We start from the raw sequence: 19,606 nt of genomic DNA, 5'->3' as shown, positions 1-19,606 counted from the left end.
GCCCGGTGCGGAAGGCTTCACTGCCGGACGGCTCCAGCCAGCCCACTCACTACCTGATCCTGCTCGCCCTCCGTCATCTGCGGATAGAGCGGCAATACGATCGTGCGGTCCTGTGCGTCTTCTGACACCGGCAGGGGAAAGCGCGCCGTTTCGGCATAGGGCTTCTCACGGTGGATGCACATGATGCCGCGGCGTGTCGCGATGCCGCGGTCGAGCATCGATTGCATCACCTCGCGCTGGTTCGTCCCGTCGGGAAGACGCACCGCATAGGCTTGCCAGTTCGTGAGCGCGCGATTGGGCTCCACAGGCGCGGCGATCTCCGGCGTCTCGGCCGCGATGCGTTCGCGGTAGCGCTCGGCCAGGGCGCGGCGGCGCGAGACGATCTCCGGCAGGCGCTTGAGTTGTTCGATGCCGACCGCCGCCTGAATATCGGTGAGGCGGTAGTTGAAGGCCTCCGCCTCGTAGGATTCGAAGATCACCTGCGCGCTGCCATGGCGCACCGTGTCCGACACCGTCATGCCGTGCTGGCGCAAAAGGCGGAAGCGCGCATCGAGATGGGCGTCGTGCGTGGTCAGCATGCCGCCGTCGCCGACGGTAACGACCTTGCGCGGGTGCAGCGAGAAGCACGCAACATCGCCCGCCGGGTCACCGACCTGCCGCCACGATCCGTCGAACTGCATTTCCGAACCCAGCGCGCAGGCCGCATCCTCGACCACGCGCAGCCCGTGCGCGCGAGCGACCGCCATGATCCCCTCCATATCGCAGGGCATGCCCATCTGGTGTACGCAGAGGATGGCACGTGTCTTCGGGGTGATGGCCGCGGCGATCAGCGACGCATCCATGCCGTAGCCGAGCGGCTCGACGTCAATGAAGACCGGGGTTGCGCCGCATTGGCGGATGACGTTGGCGCAGGCGACGAAGGTGTGGCTGACGGTGATGACCTCGTCGCCCGGCTCTACGCCGACCGCCAGTAGGGCGAGATGCAGCGCCGTGGTGCAGTTGGATACGGCGCAAGCATAAGACGCACCGGTGATGGCGGCGAACGCTTCCTCGAAGCGCGCGACCCGCGGGCCTTGCGTCAGCCAGCCGGAGCGCACCACCTCGGCGGCAGCGAGGGCTTCCTCCTCGCCGACCAGGGGCTTGGTGATGGGGATCATGCGGCGGCTCCGGCAAGCATGGTCTCGGACCGCCACCAGTCGACCAGCTCGGCGACGCCTTCTTCGAGGGGCTGGGTCGCTTCGAAGCCGATCAGGGTGCGGGCCTTTGACACGTCGGCGAGGCGCTTCGGCACCGGATTCGCAGCGCGCGCCTCCTGATGCACCGGCACGAGCTGCGGTTGGCCCATGACGCGGCACAGGAGCCGTGCAAGGTCGAGCAATGACGTTTCCATTCCGCTGCCGACATTCAGCGCTACGTCGCTGGCCGGCGCGACGGCTGACAGGATGTTCGCACGCGCCACGTCGCGCACATGGACCATGTCCATGGTTTGCAGGCCGTCGCCGAAGATGATCGGCGGCTCGCCGCGGGCGAGGCGTTCCATCCAGCGCACCAGGACTTCGGTGTAGCGGCCGTGGATATCCATGCGCGGGCCATAGACGTTGAAATAGCGCAGCGTGACGTAGTCCAGTCCGTGCATGTCGTTGAAGGAGCGGTACAGCCCCTCGTTGAAAGCCTTGGCTGCGCCGTACAGGGTGCGGTTGTTGTAGGGGTGCTGCGCCTCGGTGGTGGGGAACTGGTCGGCCATGCCGTAGACGGAGGCGGTCGAGGCGGCGACCAGCTTGCGGATATTCGCCGCGAGGCACAGCTCCACGAGATCATAAGTTGCCGCGACCATTACCTCGAACGCGGTGCGCGGTTCCTGGACGCAGTGCGTGATACGCAGCGCGGCCTGGTGGAAGACCGTGTCGCAGCCGTCGACGAGCGGCTTCATCGTTGCCATGTCCCGGATGTCGCCCTCGATCAGGCGCACCCGGTTGCTGGCGAGGGCGCGGGCGAGGTTATCTCGCCGTCCCCGCACCATGTTGTCGATGACACGCACCTCCGCCACTCCGGCGTCCAGAAGCAGCTCGACGATGTTCGAGCCGACGAAGCCGGCGCCGCCGGTGACGAGGCAGGTCGTGCCGGCGAGCACGCCCTGAGGATCGAGGGTTTCCTTGATTTCACGCGGCATGGCTGGTCACCGAGGCAGGAGCGAGGAGGTCACGCAACGCGCCGGCGATATGGCGTTGCTGGTCGGGCGTGAGCTCGGGGAAGATGGGCAGGGAGAGGAATTCGGCGGCGAGGGCCTCGGCCACCGGGAAGCTGCCGGGGCCCCTGCCGAGATCGGCATAGGCCGGCTGCAGATGCACCGGGCGCGGATAGTGCAGACCCGTGGCGACGCCGGCGTCCGCGAGTCCCCGGGCAAGCCGGTCACGCTGCGGATGACGCAGCGCGTAGACGTGGTAGGCGTGTTCCAACGCCTTGGGCTTCGCGGGCAGCTGAACGGGAAGATCGGCAAGCAGCGTATCGTAGAGGGCTGCGACCTCGCGCCGGCGTTCCGTCCAGCGCGGCAGGTGTGCGAGCTTCACCGACAGGATCGCGCCCTGGAGGCCATCCATGCGGTAGTTGAAGGCATGCTCGACGTGGTTGTAGCGGCCTTCCTGGCCCCAGTCGCTAAGCTTGCGCATCCGGGCGGCGAGGGCGGGATCGTTGGTGACGGTGCCGCCGCCTTCGCCGCAGGCGCCGAGGTTCTTGCCTGGGTAGAAGCTGAAGCAGCCGATCGAACCGATCGTGCCCGCGCTCCGTCCTTCCCATGTCGCGCCATGCGCCTGGGCGGCGTCTTCGATGACCGGAAGGCCATGCTGTGCCGCGATCGCCATGATGGCGTCCATGTCGGCCATGCGGCCGTGCAGATGCACGGGGATAATGGCCCTGGTGCGCGGCGTGATCGCGCGAGCGATACCCGTCGGATCGATGTTCCAGGTCAGCGGATCGGCGTCGACCAGCACCGGCGTCGCGCCCGTATAGCGGATCGCCGCGGCTGTCGCGACGAAGGTCATGGCGGGCGCGATCACCTCGTCGCCCGGCCCGATGCCGAGCGCGAGCAGCGCGAGGTGCAGCGCGGAGGTGCCGGAATTCAGCGCCACGGCTTCCCTGGCACCGGTATAGGCGGCGAAGGATTTCTCGAAGGCATCGACCTTCGGACCGGAGACATAGGCGCCGCTCGCGAGCGTCTCGAGCACTGCGGCATTGAGTTCGTCCTTGATGCCGGAATACTGGGCGCGAAGGTCAAGAAGCGGGATCATGAAGCCATCCTTACGGGAGAGATATCGATCGGCTGGCCGCGCTGGCGGAGGGAGCGCATTGCGGCTTCGAGTGTCTCGACAACGGCCAGGCCGCAGCGACCGGAGGTGATCGGCTCGCGTCCGTGAGTCACGCAGTCGACGAAATGTTCCATCTCGGTGAGCAGCGCTTCCTTCACCGAGAGCTGCGGCGCCCACATGTCGCCGCTGCGGTAGGAGATGCGCGCGGTCGCCTCGTCGATGCCGTCGCCGAGGGTCACGCCGCGGTCATAGACCTTGATCTTCTCGGTCGGCTCGAGGTCGTTCCAGACGATCATCTTCCGGCTGCCGCCGATCAGCGTCTGGCGTACCTTTACCGGTGCGAGCCAGTTGACGTTGAGATAGGCGACGGCGCCCGAGGGATAGAACAGGCTGAGATGGGCCATGTTCTCCTGCCGCCCGTGGATGTGCCCCGCGGCGCTGGCCGAGACTGCGGCGGGCTTTTCCTGCAACAGATAATCGAGCACCGAGAGGTCATGCACCGCGAGGTCCCAGATCACATTCACATCGTGCTGGAACAGGCCGAGATTCACGCGGGTGCTGTCGTAGTAGTAGACGTTGCCGAGATCGCCGGAGCGGATCAGCTCGCCGATCTTCTGCACCGCGCTGGTGTAGACGAAGGTGTGGTCCACCATCAGGGTGAGGTTGCGCCGTGCCGCTTCGTCGATCAGCCGGCGCGCATCGTCGGAGGAGGCCGTGATCGGCTTCTCGACGATGACGTGCTTGCCGGCGCGCAGCGCGGCAACGGCCAGGTCGTGGTGCGTCGCGACCGGCGTGGCGACCAGCACCGCATCGACGGCGGGGTCGTCGATCAGCGCCCGCGGGTCCTGATGCAACGCAACGCCCGGATAGCGTTTGCTGGCGCGGCCCAGCGCGGCAGCCGAGAAGTCGGCGATGCCGGCGAGGCGGCAGCCTTCCGTCTCGGCGACCGATCGCGCGAGGTTCGGCCCCCAATAGCCGTAACCGATGACACCGATACCGATCATGGAGTCGCCATTCCTGTTGATTGAGTGGGAAGATCTTCGCGGTCGCGGACATCGCCGATCACCTTGGCCGGCACGCCGGCGACGATCGCGTAGTCGGGCACGTCGCGTGTCACCACCGCCCCTGCGCCGACCAGCGCGAAGCGTCCGACCGTGTTGCCGCAGATGACCGTGGCATTCGATCCTATCGAGGCGCCATGGCAGATGCGCGTCGGCATCATCGTCCAGTCGGCGTCTGTTTGGAGCCGCCCCTCCGGTGTGCAGGCGCGAGGGAAGAGCCCATTGGTGAACATCACGCCATGGCCGATGAAGACCTCGTCCTCGATCGTCACGCCTTCGCAAATGAAGCTATGGGAGGAAATCTTGCAGCGGGCGCCGACATGGCTATGTTTCTGAATCTCGACGAACGGGCCGATTCTCGTTCCGTCGCCAATCGAACACTCGTATAGATTTACGAGATCGGGGTGGGTGATGACGGTCTCAAGACCAAATTGGACATTTCGTAGTGGCATGGCCGGAGTATTTGTTTCCGCCGGTACCGTCGCAATCGAGCAAGAGGAGTAAGACCAAAGTCCACTCGGGCCCGGAGTGGAGGCAGGGGCGCCCCATCGCGGGAGTCTCGAAATCCCCCCCTGTCCGCACCGCTATTCGTTGTATCTGGTGCAACTTTGCCCGCAATCCGGCGGCAATCCTCGACGGAAGGCCGGCAAGCTCGGACGTACGCCAAAGGCTTGCTGCCAATCGGCTCGCTACAAGGTCGCAGGTCGCCTGCGGGATGATCCGACGGGGCTGCGCCCGTCCGGTTCAGGCGGCCTTGCTCCGCGATGCCGCTTCCACGATGCCGTCCAGCCGCGCCAGCGTCGCCTTCCAGTCGTGTCCGGCCAGCACGGCGGCGCGCGCTGCGGCGCCCAGGCCGGGCATTCTGCCGGCCAGCACCTGCGTCACCGCCGCTGCCATCGCTTCCGCGCCGTCCGCCACCAGGAGGTCGCGTCCGGCAACGGCCCGCACGCCCTCGTGTGCCTCCGGCGAGGCGACCACGGGGCGTGCCATCGCCATAGCCTCCAGTACCTTGTTCTGGATGCCGCGCGCGATGCGCAGCGGCGCCACCGCGACCGCCGCATGTGCGAGGTAGGGCCGCATATCCGGCACGCTGCCCGTGACGTGCACGCGCGGCAGCTCGGCCAGCGCCCGCACCGCGGGCGATGGATTGGCGCCGACGATGTGGAAATGCGGCGCCGGCGAGAGCGACGCCAAATGTGGCATCACTTTAGTGGCAAAGAAGCTCACCGCCTCGACATTCGGGCGGTAGTCCATCGTGCCAGTGAAGACGATGGCAGGCGATGTGGCCGCGAAGGGGTCGGACCCGTGGCATTCCGGATCGAAGCGCGCGATATCGACGCCATTCTCCATCCAGTCTATCCGGGACGCGACCTCGGGCGCGAGCGTGGCGAAGGTCTTCGCTTCCTGCTCCGAGACCAGCAGGGTGCGATCGAAATGCGCCGCGACGCGGCGCTCGAAGGCCAGCAAGGTGCGCGCCTCGCGCGCCCAGACGAGCCGCTTGGGCCCGCTCTCGGAAGCGGCGTAAGCGCGCCATTTCTCGGAATCCACATCCACCATGTCGAGGATGCAGAGCGGCCCCCCGGGCCCCGGCGGCACATAGGCCGCCATGGCCGAGGAATAGGCCAGCACCGCCTCGTAGCGCCGCGCGCCGAGGCCGGCACGCACCCAGCGTGCGAGGCCAGGCTCATGGAACCAGGCGAGGCTCAGCGGCTGCCCGGGCCGCGTGCCGAACAGGGTACGGGCGATGCGTCCGTTGCGCGTCACAGGTGCGGCATGGACCTCCGCACAGCAGCCATGCAGGACAGGCAAGTGCTGGGCGTCCGCCGGATCGTCCACCATGCAGCCGAGGTCCACCGCCCAGTCCCGCGTCAGATGCTCCAGCATGTGCCATGCGCGGATCTTCTCCCCCTTGTCGGGCGGATAGGGGATGCGATGCGCGAGGAACAAAAGCCGCGGCTTGCCCATGAGTTCAGCCCAGGCCGCGCACAAGATGCGGGCCAATCGCGTTGGCCACTGGCAACGGCAACCGCTTCCAGGCCGAGATGAAATAGCGGTACTTCGGATTGTTCGGGTTGTTGTCCGGCACCTTCGCGCCCGTCGCGAGGCGATAGCAATAATGAAGCTGCTCCGGCTCGAAGCCCCAGTTTGTCTTGAAGGCGAAGGCGCCGGTATCGGCCTTGCTGCGGCCGAAATCGAACATCGTGGCGCCGCGGTCCCGTGCCGCGCGGCGCATCACCTCCCAGTACATCACGTCGGCCGCCGCAAGGCCGCGCGCTCCCCGCGTGCCGCCGCCGTAGTAGGGGAGTACCTCCTTCTTGAAATGGAAGGAAAGCACGGAGGACACCGGCTGGCCATCGTGCCACACCGTGGTGACGTCCGATTCCTCGGGGAAGGCCTCGAGCAGCGCGCGGAAGTACCGCTTGGGAAAGACCGGGCTGCCGAGGTTGCGCACGCTCTCCGCATAGACCCGGAAAAGCGTCTCGACATCGCGGTCGGTGCGGGTCTCGAGACCACGTTTCGGCCCCTTGCGAACCTCGGCGCGCTGCTTGCGCGGGATGTTGGCGGCCATGTCCTTGGCCTCGTCGCCGGTGAGGGCGGCGATCGGTTTGCGGAATGTGTAGTAAAGCGCCGGCCTTTCGACCCATCCTGGGTCGGCCGCGCCGAGGCGGCGATATTCCAGGCACGGCGCGCGAAGCCTCGCCTGCAGCTCGAGGGCATGCGCATCGAGCGCGGCGCCGCCTTCCGGCGTGGCGGCGATTGCGCCGCCATAGACGCAGTAAGGCGTGGAGGCGAGCACATCGCCGAACAGCAGGGTCTTCATGCGCACCAGCGGCAGCACGCCGACAACCGCGCCATCCTGTTCGGCCAGCGCGTAATGAGTAGAATGCCCGAAACTCCGTGCGATCACCCGGGCCCAGGCCGAAAGATGGAAGAAGCTGCCCTCCGGCCGGGCACGCACGAAAGCATCCCAGGCGCCGGCATTGGTCTCGTCGAGGGGGCGAATGCGGACCGACATGTCAGGCTGCCTCGATCTGCGGCGCGGCAATCGAGGCGCCGAACACTTCGTCTACAGGCCCCCATTTGAAATCGCGCAGGAGCTGCGCCAGCCGCGCTTCCGTCCGGGGAAGCCCGACATAGTGGCGGAAGCGCGAAAGTCGCCCGGCTCCCTCGACGCGGGGTTGGCCGGGGTCGATCTCCCACGGATGGAAATAGAACACACCGGGCTGGCCCTCGGTCGCGTTGACGCGGCGGAGGCCGTGGCGCGTCAACCCATAGGGCATCAAGCGGAACCAGCCGCCGCCAGAGCAAGGCAAGCTGCGCCCGAAAGCCCGTACGGTCGTCATGGGTATCTCGGCGACGCCATCCGGGCGCGGCCGGTGCGGCCGGCGCGGAGCATCGGGGTCGCCGTAGAGGTCGTGGCGCACGGGGAAAACCGAGGAGGAGTAGCGGTAGCCCTCTTCTGCCAGCACCGCATGCGCCCACGGGGTGTGCCTCGCGCTGATCGAGAAGGTCGGGGCGCGATAGCCGATCACCGGCACGCCGCCGATATCCTGCAGGATCGCTCGGGCGCGCCGGATGTCGGCGCGGAACGCGGCCTCGCCGATGGCATTTACCTGTTCGTGGCCATGGCCGTGGCTTGCCAGCTCATGGCCCTCGGCAACGAGACGGCGGATCAGGGCCGGGTGCCGTTCAGCGACCCAGCCCAGGGTGAAGAAGGTGGCGCGCACGTCGGCGGCGGCGAAGAGGTCGAGCACGCGATGGGTGTTCGCCTCCACGCGTCGTTCGCGCGCGTCCCAGCTGTCGCGCGCGATGATGCCGGCGAAGGCCTGGACCTGGAACCAGTCCTCGACATCGACGGACATGGCGTTGCGTATCGGGCTCATGGGCGGCCTCCAAGGATGGCGAACGGCGCCCATAGCTTCCGCAGGCGGCGAGGCGGGGGTTCACGGTTCCCCAACGTGCGTTCCAGCTGGCCCAGACGCTCGGTGAGGGTGCGCAACGTCGTCGTGCGGTCCTCCTGGCTCTCCGGCGGCGGGGCCTCGGCGCAGATTGCGCCGAGATCCTGCGACAGCTCGTCTGCGGTGACGCTGACCAGTTCGGCAGTCAGCACCGCGGCATGTTCCAGGGCGCCGGCAACCAGCACCCGGGCGCAGAGTCGGTTGATCCGCCGCGGGATTCCGCCGGAATGCTCATGCACCAGGTCGAGTGCCGCGTCCTCCCAGGCTGGATAACCGGTCCAGCCTACCGAGGTCATGCGGTGCCGGACGTAGAGATGAGTCTCCTCGCGCGTCAGGGCGGCAAGGTGATAGGCGGCGAGGACGCGCTGGCGGAGCTGGTCGAGATCCGGCCGCGCCAGGGTGTGGCGGAGCTGCGGCTGCCCGAGCAGCAGCACCTGCAGCAGCGCCCGCGCGCCCTCGGTCACGTTGGAAAGCATGCGCAGCTCCTCGAGCGAGGCGACCGGCAGGGCCTGCGCCTCGTCCACGATGAGGACGTGCCGTCGGCCCCTCTCGGCGACGCCGCGGCGGAGCGCGGCGATGATGCCCTCCAGCAGCTCCGCCTTGCCGCCCCCGGCCGGGACGCCGAAAGCGATGGCGACGAGGCGCAGTAGCTCCACGGGATCGACCTGTGTCGTCATCACCCGCGCCATGGCATGGTCCTTGGCGGCGAATTCGGCGCAGAGCCGTTCGATCAGCGTGGTCTTGCCAGAACCGACCTCGCCGGTGACGACAACGAAGCCCTCGCGCTGCGACAGGCCGTAAAGCAGATGCGCATAGGCCCGGCCGTGCGCCGTGCTGGGAAAGAACAGCCGCACATCCGGGGTCATCCGGAAGGGTGGCTCGCGGAATCCGTATTGTTCGAGATTCATGGCGCTGCCTCAGAAGGTTCGTCGCAAGCCGGCGCGAATGACGCCCTGCGTGTAGCCCTGGCCTGCCACCGGGGAGGTGGTGCTGGTCCAGGCGGCTTGAATGCCGGCGGTGAGCTTTTCACTAAGCCGGTGCGACAGCGTTGCCGCTAAAGCATAGGTATCCGTGTCGCCCACGACGGTTTGCCCGAAGCTGGTGTTACCGGAGCCGATTTGTCCCCCGTTGACGTGCCCATATTGCGCCGTCGCCGTCCCGGTGGTGTTTGGCGAGAAATCATGCGCCCAACTGAAGGCCGCATAGCCTCCGTTGCTGGAGGTGCCGAGCATAGTGCTGCTAGCAGAGGTAACAGGATCCTGATCCTGCCAGGTGCCGGAAAGGGTGAAGTTGTCTCTCGTCCAGCGATGGTTCAGCGACACCGTACCGGTGCGCATCCGGTAGAGCGTGTTGGTCAGACCGAGGAAAGCATTGATCAGTACGACAGGCGCACCGGACTGGTTGTCCACCGTGTTGCCGAGCGCATCGGTGGTCGTGGTTGCGAGCAGGTTCTGGCCCTGGGTCAGCGACGTACCGAGCGTGTCGCTATACGTGGCAAAAAGGCTGGTGCGCACCCCGAGAGCGACACCTGCATTCAGGCTGAAGGAGTTGAAACCGTTCCGGTGACCGTATCGCACGATGACGAAAGAATCCGGACTCGGAGTCAGCCGCAGCCCGACCGACCAGACCGCATCCTCGATACTGATCGGGTCGGTCCCGCCATAATACTGGTTCTCATAGCCGATATCACCGACGACGGCGACGCTTCGGAGGATGGCGTAGCGCGCTCCGAGCCCGGCGACGAAGTTGTGGGAGCCTTCATATATGCCGTCGCCGACGTACCAGATGCCGTCGACGCGCGCCTGCAGCGCCAGGCGGCCGAGATCTTCGCCGCTGCGCAATACCGCGAAGCCGCGGTGCGCGGTGAAGTTTGAGGTCGCGTTGGAGCTGGCCAAGTCGCTGTTGTTGAAAACAGCCCCGTTCTGCCCCGAATACTGGAAGGAATAACCGAGCTGGGATGAGGCGGCGCTGCCGAAGTTGTGCACCAGAAAGGGCGTGACCTGTGTCGTGTAGGTCTGCACGGTGTTGCTTCCGGTGACCATCTGCCCGCTGCCGGGGATCAACCCCGCTGTTGCTGGCACCACATTGGCCGTCCCCCGCGCGTCGAGATAGAGCGTCCCGGGAATCAACGCGGCGAGGAGCTGTCCGTCGCCAACCTGGTCCAGGCCGTTCTGGCTGGTATCGGAAGCATAAAGGCGCAGCGCCGGCGTGTAGCGCAGGCTTCCGGACAGGCGAACTGTGGAAACCGCGGCTTCGATACTCGGCGCCAGGGTGGTGACGATATCGCTGCGTCGGTCGGAGCTCGTCTGGAACAGATTGTCCGTGGCGAGAACCCCGACCCCGATCGAGGGTCGGATGGCATAGGGTCGGTTGCCGAGATCGGACGTGCTGATGCCGGCAACACCGAGGCCCGGCGCGGTCGTCGCGAAACCCGGCAGCGCGCCGCCTTCTGATGGGCGGGCAGAGAGCGGGGTATCGCGGCCGTCGAGCGAGCCGATCGCCGGCGATTCCAAGGTTGGCGGCGTCGCTGGCGTGGCGCCGCCATCTTCAGTGGCGACGGGTTTCGGTGTCCCGCTATTCGCCGATGGCGTGTTCTGCGCGCCGGCAGGCAGGGCGACCAGCAGCGCTATCACCAGGCAGGCCGGCAGGGTTGGGTCAGGCTTGATGAGCACCGGCCGCCACATTGCCAGTGTGCGCGGCGCGCGCCCTGAAGCGGTCGCTAACCCGCAGCGCCGAGCGGTTCAGGACGAGTTGCAGCGTCGGACAGGCATCGAGGATGTCGAGGGCCGCTTCCACCTCCGCCCGCTTGGTGCGTTCCGCCTCGACCACCAGCGCGACCTGACCGGCCGCCGTGGCGAGCACGCCGGCGATGCTGGATTCCAGGCAGGCTGGCGTGTCGAGGAGGATGATGTGGTCCGATAGCCGTTTGGCGAGATGGAGCAATGCGTCTGTCATGGCACTGCTCTGTGCGCCCGCAGGCTGAACCGCACCATGCGGCAGGACGAACAGGTCGGGGATTTCGGTGCGCCGAAGCAATCCGATAGGGTCGGGATCATCCGTATCGCGTAGCTGCCCGAGACCCGGGGCATCGCGCAGGCCGAGAAGGTCGGTGAGCGAGCCGGCACTCCGCTCGGCATCTACCAGGATCACGGGGCGATGCGCTCCCTCGGCGATGCTTGCGGCGAGGTTGAGCGCGGTAAACGACTTGCCCTCGCCGCTGCGGCTGCTGGTGATCACCACCAGTCGCGCTTGCCGTCCCTCGGCCGGAGGCGTCGCCTCGATGCTGCGCAGCACCTGCTCGCGGATCAGAGCGATCTCTTCCCACGCTGGGCTTGCCGCGTCGACGAGGCCGGCGCGATGCAGCAGCGCACCGGCAATGGGTGCGAGGTCGTTGCGCTGGAGGGGAGCGGCGGCTTGGCTCCAGCCGGCCGGCGGCACCATTGTTTCGACTGCCGCGGGAGGCGTCTCGATTGACGCCAAGGGCGGGCGTGGTGGCGCCGTTTCAGCTACCAGGGGGAGCGTCCCCACGGGCGCCAGAAGTGGTCGCGGCATGCGAGCGGGCAGCGTATCGGCCGCGATGGCGGCGCGGGCTGCATCGGCGGCACGCTCGACCAGGTGGGAGCGCCGAGGGAAGGTGGGCGTCATGCGATGAACTTTGCCATGAATTCGTACGGTCCAATAGCCGCAACGATGAGGCCAAGAGGTAGCGGCAGCAGGCAGGCGACGACAAGCACGACGTCAGCGCTACGCAGACGGCTACGTAGCGGAGCGGAGAGGGTGCCGAGCACCGGCGGGCCGATGCGACGCAGCTCGCGCAACGTATAGAACGAAGTGTCGAGTTGCACTTGCAGGAACAGCAGCGCGCCCCCGGCACCGAGTGCCGCCAGCAGCACTCCGGCCGCCATCAGCAGGCGCTTGGGGCTGGCAGGGGCGGTCGGCAGCGTCGGCGGATCGACCACTTCGAGCGTCACGCGGTCGGTGCCAGTGCGGGCGGCCTCGGCGATGTTCATCGACTCACGGCGAGCCAGCAGTTCCTCGTAGTTGCGCCGAATGACGTTATAGTCACGGTCAAGGTTGGCAAATTCCGCCTGGGCCTCGGGCGCGTTGCGCGCCATCTCTTCCAGCCGGTCGCTGTCCGATTCCACTTCGCGCAACTGGCGTTCCAGAGAGGCGATTTGGGTCTCGGTATCGATCAGGCGCACTTGCAGTTGCTCGCGCGCCGGGTTGGGGAGCGGCGTGCCGGTGGCCGTGCTACCGCTGCCTACGGCGCGGGCAGCCTCCAGGGCGCCGCGAGCCGCGGTCACTTCGGGATGCAGATCGGTATAGCGCCGGCGCAAGACCAGCAGGCGCTGCTCTGCGTCGGCGACGGATGCCGCAGTAGTCGCGGCGGGCGCCGCGTCTTTCATGTCGGCGATCTGCTGATTCAGCAATTTGCGGCGGTTGGTCGTATCCCACAGCTCACCGCGCAGCGACCGGATGCGCGCGCGCACCGCGTCGAGGCGCGAGCTGTTGCCGTTCATCGCCAGCAGGTCCTGGTAGCGTGCGGTGAATTCCGCGCGCCGCCGCTCGGCTTCCTGGAGCTGCTGTTCGTACGCGGCGAGCTGCTGAAGCAGAAACGCGCGGGCGCTCTCCATCTGGCGGCGGTCCGAGCCTTTGGCAAGCTCAAGGAACAGATCCACTACCTGTTGCACCACATTCTGTGCGATGCGAGGATCGGTGTCCATATACTCGACGGTGAAAAGATTGCGGGTCTGACCGCCGAAGCGAAGATCGCGAGCCAGCGCCTGGACGACCTTCTCGCGGTCGGCGCCGGCGGCGATGCGTTGGGACAGCGCAGAGCGGTCGACCATCCGTTCGAGGTTGGGTCGGCTGACCAGGGTGCGCTGCAGCACCTCGACCTGCGCGGCCGGTGAATTGTCCATGGCGATGCCGCGCAGCAGCATGCCGAGAACCGCATCGGCGTCGGCGTAGACGCGCGCGGTGGAGACGTAGCGGTCCGGGAGCATGCGCACGGCAGTCCAGCCGATCAGCGCCACCAGCCAGATCAGCGCCACGGCCTTCCAGCGGTGCCGCCAGGCTGCTGCGGCGTAGCGGCGGACGAGGTCGATGACAGCCACGGCTCAGAACCAGCCCTGCGGGATCACGATGGTGTCGCCCGGGCGAAGCGGCACGTCCTGACTCATGTCACCGCCGCGCATCAGGTCGTCGAGGCGGACGCGCAGGTTGCTCGGCGCCGTGCCGGCGCCGCCGCGGCGGATGATCTCCGCGCGATTGCCGGCCGCATAGCGGGTCAGGCCACGCGCCTCGATGATGGCATCGACGACGGTCATGCCTTCGCGATAGGGCATGGTGCGCGGCTGGGCAGCCTCGCCGATGATGCGCACCTGCTGTGCCGGGGCGCCGACGAAGTTGCGCACCATCACCGTGACATTGGGTTCGAACACATAGGGCAGCAGACGCGCCTTGATGTCGGTGGCGAGCTCGGTGGGCGACCGGCCGGCGGCAACGATGTCGGGCACCAGGGGAGTCGAGATGCGTCCGTCCGGACGTACCGGCAGGCCGGTCGTGCTCAACTCGGGCGACGAATAGACGACGACGTCGAGGCTATCGCCGGGGCCGATCACATATTCGGGCGCGGCCGCTCCGGTCGGCACGGCGGCGCTGTTGGGCGGTGCCGTGCCGGGATTTGTGCAGCCCATCGCCGAGAGAGCGAGAACCGTGACGACATAGTGCAAGACATTTGGTGACCGCATTGACCCTATCCCCAAAGCAATGGCACCGGATGCCGTGCCTGCTCCAGCGAACGTACGCAAAGTCGAATGCAGATCGCAACGTAGAGGGAGACGACAGGATCGGCTCTTTTGGACTACTCTTTTGGACAATCAATAGCTTAATGGGGTGCCGGATAGAGAATTGAGGCGACATAAGCGGCGCCCCGCCGGAATTCTGCCGCTATTGCCTGGTGCGGGAGCTTGCCGCCGACTGTGCAGGGCCTATGCCGTGTTCAAGCGCTTCGTGGAGTCTCGCGGGTGAGCGCAAAGCCGATCGCAAGCAATAGCGCGATCACCGCGTCTGTAATTTCGGCAGAACGGTCAGGCAAGTACATTTGCGTGCAGCTCGTGGCGAAAAGAGTAAGGCTGACGACGAGCGCGGCAGTCGGGAGCCGCCCGCCGGCTTCAATAAACAGGTATATCAAGCTGCCATACAGGAAAGATTTCTCGAAAAGCGACATGACGTTGACCGCTAGCGATCCCCTCATCAAGCTGAGAAATGGCATCCATTCGAAATCCCGTGGCATCGGCGCGAACTCGAACGGCTGCAGTCGTCCGATGAGGACGGTCACGCCCAGCAAGGCAAACAACGAAGCCGCCTTCTGCCGGCTGGAAAGACGATGTAGAAGCGGCAAAAGGCAAATTGCAGCAGCAGCGCCCGCAACCTCGGAAACGCTGAGCACCGTCCCGACGATCAGCACACGGGCCGTCAGGACGAACCCACAAAACAGAACGGAAAGCATTGCCGCGCCACGTTGCCCGACAAGCGTTCCGATCAGCGCGAAAATCGTCAACCATATCGTCGTATGGCTGTAGAGCGATTCGAACGAGAGAACAGGATGGAGGACGATGGGCTTGAGGGCATTCCAGTACTTGTGCAGGTCGATGGTAGGCACATAGGGGTACAGCCGGTATCCGGTCCATGCCGCGATCAGGGCCAATGGTATCGGCTTTGGCGAAAATACCGCCGTCAACGGGACGCGCCAGGGGCGCGAGAGCAACGTTGCGCCCAGGCCGCCCAGTATCGTCCCCGCCAGGTTCGCGTAGAGATCCGCGGCGCTCGTCACTCTTTCCGCCTCGAAATACTGAATGAGTTCCACACTCGCCGACAGCAAGGCTCCAAAGACGGCGACAATAAGGAGCCGCACCCGGAGGCAGCGAGGGAGCGATAGAACTCCGAAGCAACCAAGGGGCATGTAAAGAAGGACATTGGCGATGAGATCGCCCCGGCCGGACCTGGCCATTCCGGAACGCATGAGGGCGCTTATCGGGCCGTCGCCCGTCGCCGGGATACGGAATTGGAAAGGATACAGGGAACCGTGCGCAATGACGGCAATGATGATTGCCGTTATCAATCCGAAGCTTGCTGTTCGCCGATGATGTTGTTGATTCAAGTGAACCGCCTGCAAAGACCGGGCATTGGACTGCCTGCGATAACTCGAGGCGAAGTCCATGCCGCTTCCCGAATCGGACACCGGCATCCGGCGACGCCGATATTGCCGCCATCGAGCGTCGAGGGATCGTCTTCACAAGGGGTAGCACTCACGAGTGAAGCGTGACCGGTTAATCCCTTCGTAACAAATGGTTATTGCTCCTTGAGATGGGAACATATGGGTTTGTGGCGAGGGCCACACTTGGGGCCGCCGGGCGCGCTTTTTGCCGTTTCAGGCGCCAATTTGCGCCTTCGCCGGACGGTGGACAGGCAGCTCCCGTGGCTCCGCCTACTGGGATAGTTGCTGGGTATGGCAAGTGCAATGCGCCGCCAGAGCCGCGATGACCTCCCCGAATCAGCCGAGTTGGCGTACGGCAATAAGGCGGTGCACGCACCGGTTGCTTTGACGCCGTCGAACGTGAAGCCGTGGACCTCGATCGGTACGGCCGCGATCGACGGCCGCCGGCCAAAGCCCGGAGGAAGGTCATTGCCGGCACCGGCAAAGCCAAGGCCAGTGTGATTGCCGGCACCGGCACTGGCAGGATCCGGCTCCGGGCCTGCCGGCATTGACTGCCCGATTGCGGCGGGAATGGAGCACTGTTTGGCGGCGACAGCAACGACGTCTTGGAGCTTGACGCGCCTTTGGTTGGCTCTGGCTACCGTCAGCCGGGCACATCGGAGGTACCTATTCGGCTTGGATGCCAATCTGCATGCGATGTGGATACGGTGGCCCGCCAAGAGCTGGGCAAAGCGTGCGCAACCGTTGGGGGTGTCGCCGCTATGGGAAGGAGAATCCATGTCCGTATTGAACGTTCCTGGGGCCGTACTCCACGATCACGATTTCCGTGGTGGCAACGTAATCGGGGCGGCGCGGGACTTTTCGGGCGGGAAGGTCGCCGTCATGGTGAGCGCGGAAGGGCAGGTGGTACCAGAAATCCTGCCCAAGACCTGGCTGAGTGGGACCCGCGCCCTGCGCCAGGGCGCACTGGAGCACGTCCTTCATCGCGCCCTCGACATTTCCGCCAGCCTCGCCCTGCTGCTGGGGACACTGCCGCTGCTGCTGCTGGTCGCGCTGGCGATCAAGCTCGACTCACGCGGGCCGGTCTTCTACCGCCAGGAACGCGTGGGGCTGCACCACCGCCGCTTCCATATCCTGAAGTTCCGCTCCATGACGGTCGATGCCGAGAAGCCCGGCACGGCGGTCTGGGCCGCGGCGCGTGACAGCCGGGTGACGCGGGTGGGCCGTTTCATCCGCCTCACGCGCATCGATGAGATTCCGCAGGCCATCAACATCCTGCGCGGCGAAATGGCCTTCGTCGGCCCGAGGCCCGAGCGGCCCGAGTTCGTCGAGAAGCTCATTGCCGCCATCCCGCACTACGCGGACCGTGTCGCGGTGCGCCCGGGCCTGACCGGCTGGGCGCAGGTGAAACACCCCTACGGCGCTTCGATCGAGGATGCGCGGGACAAGCTGTCGTATGACCTGTGGTACATCCGGGGGCGCAGCCTGTGGCTGGATCTGCGCATCATCCTCGCCACGGTGCGGGTGGTGGTGCTGCGGGCGGGAGCACGCTGAGTCATGGCTCGTCTGTCCTCCCTGGCCACCGCGACGGCTGATATTCTGCCCTTTCCCGCTCAGGCCGAGCGCAGGGCCGCCGCACCGCTCCGCTTGCTGACCTTCAGCACGCTGTACCCCAACGCGGCGCAGCCGAACCACGGCATCTTCGTCGAGAACCGGCTGCGCCACCTGGTAGCAAGCGGTGCAGCGACCAGCACGGTGATCGCGCCGGTACCCTGGTTCCCCTCGCGCGATGCGCGGTTCGGTGACTGGGCGCGCTGCGCCGCGGCGCCGGCCGAGGAGATGCGATACGGCCTGCGCGTTCTGCATCCGCGATACGCGGCGCCGCCGCGCCTTGGCATGTATACCGGCCCCTGGGCATTGCTGCGCGCCGGCCGCTCGGCACTCGCCCAGCTGTTGGCCGAGGGCGAGCGCTTCGACGCCATCGATGCGCATTATCTCTACCCGGACGGCGTCGCCGCGACGTGGCTTGCGCGCGAGGCCGGATTGCCGGTGGTGATCACCGCGCGCGGTTCGGACACCAGCCACCTGCCACACTTCGCGGGTCCGCGCCGGCTGATCCGCACCGCGCTACGCGATGCGGATGCGCTGATCGCGGTGAGCGCGGGTCTCGCCAAGGGGCTGATTGCCCTGGGTGCGGCGCCGGGGAAGGTGACGGTGCTGCGCAACGGAGTCGATCTCGACGGCTTCACGCCGCCGATGGATCGTGACGCATTGCGGATGAAACTGGGCCTCTCGGGACCAGTTATCCTCTCGGTTGGGCATCTGATCGAGAGGAAGGGGCATCATCACGTGATCGGCGCCCTGGCGGAGCTGCCCGGCGCCACGCTGCTGGTTGCCGGCGAGGGCCCGGAGCGCCGCGCCCTGGCGGCGCTGGCCGAGCGGCTGGGCGTGGCCGGACGGGTGCACCTGCTGGGCGCCCGGCCCCATGATGAACTCGCCAAGCTCTACGGCGCGGCCGATGCGCTGGTGCTCGCCTCTACGCGCGAGGGCTGGGCGAATGTGATGCTGGAATCGATGGCCTGCGGCACGCCGGTGGTTGCCGGACCGGCCTGGGGCAGCCGCGAAGCCATCTCGGCGCCGGAGGCCGGGCTGGTGCTGGACGAGGTCGGCCCTGGGCCGATTGCCCAAGCGCTACGGCAGATTCTGGCCGACCCGCCGGCCCGCCGTGCCACCCGCGCCCATGCCGAACGCTTCGGATGGGGTGAGACGACGCGCGGGCAAGCCGAGCTTTTCGCCGGCTTGCTGGCGATGCGGAGGGGCGCGGCATGACTCTCTGGCTGGTCACCGGCGGTTGCGGTTTCATCGGCTCGCATCTCTGCGCCGCCCTTGTCGCGGCGGGGCAGCGCGTGCGGGTGTTGGACAACCTGTCCACGGGGCGGCGCGAAAACCTCGTCCCCGGTGCACGTTTGCTGGTCGGGGATGTGGGCGACCCGGAGCTGTTGGCGCGCGCCATGGACGGCGTTGCCGGCTGCTTCCACCTCGCCGCCATCGCCTCGGTTGAGCGCGGCGTGCGGGAGTGGCGGGAAACGCACCGGGTGAATCTCTCGGCGTTCGTCGCGCTGCTGGACGCGGCGCGGGCGGTGGGAGGCATACCGGTGGTTTACGCCTCCTCCGCCGCCGTCTATGGCAGCAACGACGCGGTCCCGCTGGCGGAGACGGCCGACACCCGGCCGCTTTCCGGCTATGGCGCCGACAAGCTCGGCTGCGAGCTCGAGGCGCGGGTCGCCGGCACGGTGCACGGCATACCGACGCTCGGGCTGCGTTTCTTCAACGTCTATGGCGCTCGACAGGACCCGGCCTCGCCCTATTCGGGGGTGATTTCCATCTTCGCCGACCGGCTGCTGCGCGGCGAGGCGCTGACGGTGTTCGGCGACGGGATGCAGACCCGCGATTTCGTGCATGTCTCGGCGGTCGTGGCGGCGCTGCGGGCCGGCATGGCCCGGGCGGATACCGCGGCGCCGGTGTTCAATGTTTGCACCGGGCGCAGCACCACGGTGCTGGATCTGGCGCAGACCTTGGCCGAAGCCTGTCACAAGGTACCTGTTATTCGCCACGCGCCCGGCCGCGCCGGAGAGGTGCGCCATTCGCTCGGCGCGCCGCAAGCCGCACGTGCGGCGCTTGATCTCGACGAGCCGTTGGGACTGCTCGAGGGGTTGCGGGACGTAGTCGGTTGGATGCGCGCCGGGCGGCTGCCGCTGGCGGCTGCCGAGCTAGTCGAAAGCGAATGATATGATGGCCACGATGCCGCCCCAGAGCAGCAGCGATAGAAGGAAAATGACGATCACGGCGCGCGGCCACGGCCACGGCGTCCGCAGCATGGCGTGCAATCGCCGCGACTGGACCCGCCCGGCATGGGTTTCGATGACCTTCTTGCCGGCGGGGGCTTCGACCACCTTCTTGGCAATGGACACGCAGAATCCTCGCACCATGAGACCGCGTCGCCGGTGGCCCGACGCCTTCCGGTACGGCTTGTCGCTACCAGCACGGGTAGGCCAACGGCAA

At 66.7% G+C, this 19,606-nt stretch carries 18 protein-coding genes; 3 read left to right on the top strand and 15 right to left on the bottom strand.

Annotated elements, in window-relative coordinates; translation table 11 throughout:
- Nucleotides 1–17 precede the first annotated feature (17 nt).
- The 14 genes from ACQY8M_RS28310 to ACQY8M_RS28245 all read right to left on the bottom strand — a co-directional run bounded on the left by ACQY8M_RS28310 (nt 18) and on the right by ACQY8M_RS28245 (nt 15,574).
- The gene (locus ACQY8M_RS28310; RefSeq protein WP_428662905.1) at nt 18–1,157 is read right to left on the bottom strand and encodes a DegT/DnrJ/EryC1/StrS family aminotransferase; all 1,140 of its coding nucleotides are present in this window, start codon (nt 1,155–1,157) and stop codon (nt 18–20) included.
- Nucleotides 1,154–2,170 carry an NAD-dependent epimerase/dehydratase family protein gene (locus ACQY8M_RS28305; RefSeq protein WP_428662902.1) on the bottom strand — a complete coding sequence of 339 codons (1,017 nt, stop codon included), beginning with the start codon at nt 2,168–2,170 and terminating at the stop codon, nt 1,154–1,156. Before ACQY8M_RS28305 ends, ACQY8M_RS28310 begins: the two co-directional genes overlap by 4 nt.
- The gene (locus ACQY8M_RS28300) at nt 2,160–3,284 is read right to left on the bottom strand and encodes a DegT/DnrJ/EryC1/StrS family aminotransferase (protein ID WP_428662899.1); all 1,125 of its coding nucleotides are present in this window, start codon (nt 3,282–3,284) and stop codon (nt 2,160–2,162) included. Before ACQY8M_RS28300 ends, ACQY8M_RS28305 begins: the two co-directional genes overlap by 11 nt.
- A complete protein-coding gene (locus tag ACQY8M_RS28295) occupies nt 3,281–4,306 on the bottom strand; it encodes a Gfo/Idh/MocA family protein (RefSeq protein WP_428662896.1) in 1,026 nt (341 codons plus the stop codon). The genes ACQY8M_RS28300 and ACQY8M_RS28295 overlap by 4 nt, the downstream gene beginning before the upstream one ends.
- The gene (locus ACQY8M_RS28290; RefSeq protein WP_428662893.1) at nt 4,303–4,815 is read right to left on the bottom strand and encodes an acyltransferase; all 513 of its coding nucleotides are present in this window, start codon (nt 4,813–4,815) and stop codon (nt 4,303–4,305) included. Before ACQY8M_RS28290 ends, ACQY8M_RS28295 begins: the two co-directional genes overlap by 4 nt.
- Before the next feature lie 292 nt (nt 4,816–5,107).
- Nucleotides 5,108–6,328 carry a TIGR03087 family PEP-CTERM/XrtA system glycosyltransferase gene (locus tag ACQY8M_RS28285; RefSeq protein ID WP_428662890.1) on the bottom strand — a complete coding sequence of 407 codons (1,221 nt, stop codon included), beginning with the start codon at nt 6,326–6,328 and terminating at the stop codon, nt 5,108–5,110.
- Between the two features lie 4 nt (nt 6,329–6,332).
- Nucleotides 6,333–7,379, bottom strand: coding sequence for a FemAB family XrtA/PEP-CTERM system-associated protein (locus ACQY8M_RS28280; RefSeq protein WP_428662887.1), 1,047 nt, complete (start codon nt 7,377–7,379; stop codon nt 6,333–6,335).
- 1 nt (nt 7,380) lies between these two features.
- A complete protein-coding gene (locus tag ACQY8M_RS28275; RefSeq protein ID WP_428662884.1) occupies nt 7,381–8,247 on the bottom strand; it encodes an XrtA system polysaccharide deacetylase in 867 nt (288 codons plus the stop codon).
- Nucleotides 8,244–9,230 (bottom strand): ExeA family protein, encoded by a 987-nt coding sequence (locus ACQY8M_RS28270; RefSeq protein ID WP_428662881.1) that lies wholly within the window; start codon nt 9,228–9,230, stop codon nt 8,244–8,246. Before ACQY8M_RS28270 ends, ACQY8M_RS28275 begins: the two co-directional genes overlap by 4 nt.
- A 9-nt stretch (nt 9,231–9,239) precedes the next feature.
- Nucleotides 9,240–10,994, bottom strand: a complete 1,755-nt coding sequence (locus ACQY8M_RS28265) for a TIGR03016 family PEP-CTERM system-associated outer membrane protein (RefSeq protein WP_428662879.1) — start codon at nt 10,992–10,994, stop codon at nt 9,240–9,242.
- Nucleotides 10,978–11,763 (bottom strand): hypothetical protein, encoded by a 786-nt coding sequence (locus ACQY8M_RS28260; protein WP_428662877.1) that lies wholly within the window; start codon nt 11,761–11,763, stop codon nt 10,978–10,980. Before ACQY8M_RS28260 ends, ACQY8M_RS28265 begins: the two co-directional genes overlap by 17 nt.
- Before the next feature lie 200 nt (nt 11,764–11,963).
- Nucleotides 11,964–13,439: an XrtA system polysaccharide chain length determinant gene (locus ACQY8M_RS28255; protein ID WP_428662875.1), complete on the bottom strand. Its 1,476-nt coding sequence runs from the start codon at nt 13,437–13,439 to the stop codon at nt 11,964–11,966.
- Between the two features lie 3 nt (nt 13,440–13,442).
- Nucleotides 13,443–14,075 (bottom strand): XrtA/PEP-CTERM system exopolysaccharide export protein, encoded by a 633-nt coding sequence (locus ACQY8M_RS28250; protein WP_428662872.1) that lies wholly within the window; start codon nt 14,073–14,075, stop codon nt 13,443–13,445.
- A gap of 251 nt (nt 14,076–14,326) precedes the next feature.
- Nucleotides 14,327–15,574: a VanZ family protein gene (locus ACQY8M_RS28245; RefSeq protein WP_428662869.1), complete on the bottom strand. Its 1,248-nt coding sequence runs from the start codon at nt 15,572–15,574 to the stop codon at nt 14,327–14,329.
- A gap of 747 nt (nt 15,575–16,321) precedes the next feature.
- Between ACQY8M_RS28245 and ACQY8M_RS28240 the strand changes: the two genes are divergently transcribed.
- The 3 genes from ACQY8M_RS28240 to ACQY8M_RS28230 are packed head-to-tail and all read left to right on the top strand — an operon-like array spanning nt 16,322 to nt 19,332.
- The gene (locus ACQY8M_RS28240) at nt 16,322–17,098 is read left to right on the top strand and encodes an exopolysaccharide biosynthesis polyprenyl glycosylphosphotransferase (RefSeq protein WP_428662867.1); all 777 of its coding nucleotides are present in this window, start codon (nt 16,322–16,324) and stop codon (nt 17,096–17,098) included.
- Between the two features lie 3 nt (nt 17,099–17,101).
- Nucleotides 17,102–18,373: a glycosyltransferase family 4 protein gene (locus ACQY8M_RS28235; RefSeq protein ID WP_428662864.1), complete on the top strand. Its 1,272-nt coding sequence runs from the start codon at nt 17,102–17,104 to the stop codon at nt 18,371–18,373.
- A complete protein-coding gene (locus ACQY8M_RS28230) occupies nt 18,370–19,332 on the top strand; it encodes an NAD-dependent epimerase/dehydratase family protein (protein ID WP_428662862.1) in 963 nt (320 codons plus the stop codon). The genes ACQY8M_RS28235 and ACQY8M_RS28230 overlap by 4 nt, the downstream gene beginning before the upstream one ends.
- On the opposite strand, the gene ACQY8M_RS28225 is transcribed toward ACQY8M_RS28230, so the two are convergent.
- On the bottom strand, nt 19,315–19,515 hold the full coding sequence (locus tag ACQY8M_RS28225) for a hypothetical protein (RefSeq protein WP_428662860.1): 201 nt from the start codon (nt 19,513–19,515) through the stop codon (nt 19,315–19,317). The genes ACQY8M_RS28230 and ACQY8M_RS28225 overlap by 18 nt on opposite strands.
- Between the last annotated feature and the right edge of the window lie 91 nt (nt 19,516–19,606).

The sequence above is a fragment of the Reyranella sp. genome (assembly GCF_965279465.1).
GTDB lineage: Bacteria > Pseudomonadota > Alphaproteobacteria > Reyranellales > Reyranellaceae > Reyranella.
This window is presented reverse-complemented; position numbering and strand designations above follow the sequence as displayed.